The organism is Synechococcus sp. F70.1 (genome assembly GCF_047502745.1).
Classification (GTDB): domain Bacteria; phylum Cyanobacteriota; class Cyanobacteriia; order Thermostichales; family Thermostichaceae; genus Thermostichus.
In genome coordinates this window covers 36,406-39,675 of sequence record NZ_JANSJL010000056.1, presented here as the reverse complement: position 1 = coordinate 39,675, position 3,270 = coordinate 36,406, and the positions used below count along the sequence as shown (strand labels likewise).

The window sequence follows — 3,270 nt, the reverse complement described above, 5'->3', positions numbered from 1 at the left end:
GAGCAGTTGGCTAGGGTTCTTTTGAAGGTGGGATAGAGGGGCAGTAAACGCTGTTTTTCCTAGCAGGGGAAAGGGGATCCCCCTCTCCTATGCATAAACCACAACTTAGCTATGCCGAAATCGCATAGCCCATTAAGAAATGTAACGCTAAATACCAAAGTCAATGGTTCGTCATCGCTAGGGTAGGCGGTGTTATCCCACGGCAGCGATCATGGCGAACCAGTTTGAACGCCTTAAAAGCGAGAAGGATGGGCTGGCGGTTAAGGACGAGCTGGAAGCTTTTGCCCAAATGGGCTGGGAGAACATCCCCGAAGACGACCGAGATCACCGCCTCAAGTGGCTGGGGATCTTCTTTCGCAAGCGCACCCCTGGCAAGTTCATGCTGCGGCTGCGCCTGCCCAATGGGATCCTGACCAGCGGCCAAATGCGCAAGTTGGCCGAGATCCTCCGCCCCTACGGCCAAGATGGCGTAGCCGACATCACCACTCGGCAAAACCTGCAACTGCGGGGCATTCCCATTGAGGACATGCCTCAGGTTCTGCGGCAACTCAAGGAGGTGGGCCTGACCAGCATCCAGTCAGGCATGGACAACGTGCGCAACATCACGGGATCCCCTCTGGCCGGTATCGACCCGGATGAGCTGATCGACGTGCGTGGCCTCACCCGCAAAGTGCAGGACATGGTAACCAACAACGGCGAGGGCAACCCTTCTTTCTCCAACCTGCCGCGCAAGTTCAACATCGCCATCTGCGGTTGTCGCGACAACTCGGTGCATGCCGAGATCAATGACCTGGCTTTTGTGCCTGCTTTCAAAGAGGGCAAGCTGGGCTTCAACGTCTTGGTGGGAGGCTTTTTTTCGGCCCGCCGCTGTGCCGAGGCCATCGGGCTGGACGTTTGGGTAGATCCCCGCGATGTGGTTCCTCTATGTGAGGCGGTGCTGCTGGTCTATCGGGATCACGGCCTGCGGGCCAACCGGCAAAAGGCGCGGCTGAGGTGGCTCATTGACGAGTGGGGCCTGGAGAAGTTTCGGGTGGCGGTGGAGCAGCAGATTGGCCACCCTCTGCCCAGAGCGGCGGAAAAAGACGAGGTGGTCTGGCACAAGCGGGATCTGCTGGGAGTACACGCCCAAAAGCAACTGGGCCTTAACTTTGTAGGCCTGCACGTGCCCGTCGGGCGGCTCAACGTCCCGGAGATGAGGGAGCTGGCTCGCTTGGCGGAGGTGTACGGCTCCGGAGAGCTGCGGCTAACGGTGGAGCAGAACGTGCTCATCCCCAATGTGCCCGACTCGCGGGTGGGGCCGCTTCTCCAAGAGCCGCTCTTGAAAAAGTTCTCCCCCAACCCGGGACCCTTGCAGCGGGGGTTGGTGTCCTGTACGGGCAACCAGTTTTGCAACTTTGCCCTCATCGAGACCAAAAACCGCGCCGTGGCCTTGATGGAAGAGCTGGAGGCCGAGCTGGAGATTCCTCAAACAGTGCGCATCCACTGGACAGGCTGTCCCAACTCCTGCGGCCAGCCCCAGGTGGCTGATATTGGCCTCATGGGCACCACCGTTCGCAAGGACGGCAAGCCGGTGGAGGCAGTGGACATCTACATGGGAGGAGAAGTGGGCAAAGACGCCAAGCTGGGCGAATGCGTGCGCCAAGGGATCCCTTGCGAAGACCTCAAGCCCGTCTTGGTGGAGCTGCTGATTGAGCACTTCGGGGCCAGGCCGCGTCGTGATCTCTCGGCTGCTCAGACCTCTGCTTCCCCCTTGATGACCTACTAGGCAGTTCGTCGTTCGAAATTTTGGAGGTTGTGATGTCTAAGCTATTCAACACTTCCTCTCCCATCTCCCGTCGCCAGTTTTTGGCTGGGGCAGCTGCCCTTGCGGCTGGAGCAGCTACGGCTGGGATCCCCCGCGCCCAATCCCAATCCTTGGGGCAGGGCTACTGGGTAGCTCAAGCTGATACCCCAGAAACCACGCGAGCCAGGCTGGGATTTATCGCCCTCACCGACGCTGCCCCCCTCATCATTGCCAAAGAGAAGGGGTTTTTTGCCAAGTACGGCATGAAAGACGTGGAGGTGGTCAAGCAGGCCTCTTGGGGCACCACCCGCGACAACTTGGTGCTGGGATCCGCCGCCGGCGGCATCGATGGGGCGCACATCCTCACCCCCATGCCCTACCTCATCACCACCGGCAAAGTTACCGATGGCAAGCCGGTGCCTATGTACATTTTGGCCCGTCTCAATCTGGACGGTCAGGGCATCAGCATTTCCAACGAATATCGGGATCTGAAAATTGGCTTGGATAGTTCCCCCCTCAAAGCTAAGTTTGCCGAGTTGCGAGCAGCCGGCAAAGAGCCCAAATGCGCGATGACCTTCCCCGGCGGTACCCACGACATGTGGATGCGCTACTGGCTGGCCGCAGGCGGGATCGATCCCACCCGCGATGTCTCCCTCATTGTGGTGCCGCCGCCGCAGATGGTGGCCAATATGAAATCCAGAACCATGGAAGCCTTCTGTGTGGGCGAGCCTTGGAATGCCCAGCTGGTGAACCAAAAAGCGGGGTATAGTGCCCTCACCACCGGCGAGCTGTGGAACGGCCACCCGGAAAAGGCCTTTGCCCTGCGGGCCGACTGGGTGGATGCGCACCCGAAAGCCACCCTGGCCCTGTTGAAAGCAATCCTAGAAGCCCAGATCTGGTGCGATCAGATGGAAAACAAAGAAGAAATGTGCCGCATCATTGGCAACCGTCGCTGGTTGGGGGTTCCCGTAGCGGATATCTTGGGCCGCGCCAAAGGCACTTTCGACTACGGCACCGGCAAGGTTGTTGAGAACAGCCCCCATTTGATGAAGTTCTGGCGAAATAGTGCTTCCTACCCCTTCAAGAGCCACGATCTCTGGTTCTTGACGGAAAACATCCGCTGGGGTTACCTGCCTGCTGACACCGATACCAAAGCTTTGGTGGATAAGGTCAACCGAGAAGATCTCTGGCGCGAGGCCGCCAAAGCCATTGGCCAGCAGGCTGCTATTCCCCCCAGCACCTCCCGCGGCGTGGAAACCTTCTTCGATGGGGTGAAGTTCGATCCCGAAAATCCTGCCGCCTATCTGGAGAAGTTGGCGATTAAGAAGCTGGCCTAACTTGCTGACTTGCCTGAGTTGGTAACTGCCCAGGAGAGAAGGGATCCGCCAACTTCTACCTAGAGTGTTCAAGTTGAACCCCTTCTCTCTTGGGATCCCTCTAAGCTAACTTCAACCTCACTCCTAGTAGACTATGAGACTTCCCGAATC

General features: G+C 58.5%; 2 protein-coding genes. Both read left to right on the top strand.

Annotation, left to right across the window (positions count from 1 at the left end; genetic code table 11):
• Positions 1-211 precede the first annotated feature (211 nt).
• Entirely contained in the window at positions 212-1,765 is a 1,554-nt protein-coding gene (locus tag NW860_RS05655) for a ferredoxin--nitrite reductase (protein WP_414512945.1), read from the top strand.
• Positions 1,766-1,797: 32 nt separating this feature from the next.
• On the top strand, positions 1,798-3,120 hold the full coding sequence (locus tag NW860_RS05650) for a CmpA/NrtA family ABC transporter substrate-binding protein (protein ID WP_414512943.1): 1,323 nt from the start codon (positions 1,798-1,800) through the stop codon (positions 3,118-3,120).
• The last annotated feature ends 150 nt before the right edge of the window (positions 3,121-3,270 follow it).

Excerpts from the sequence above, each read along its gene's own strand:
- NW860_RS05650 (WP_414512943.1), top strand. The coding sequence starts at position 1,798 with ATGTCTAAGCTATTCAACACTTCCTCTCCCATCTCCCGTCGCCAGTTT.
- NW860_RS05655 (WP_414512945.1), top strand. The coding sequence starts at position 212 with ATGGCGAACCAGTTTGAACGCCTTAAAAGCGAGAAGGATGGGCTGGCG.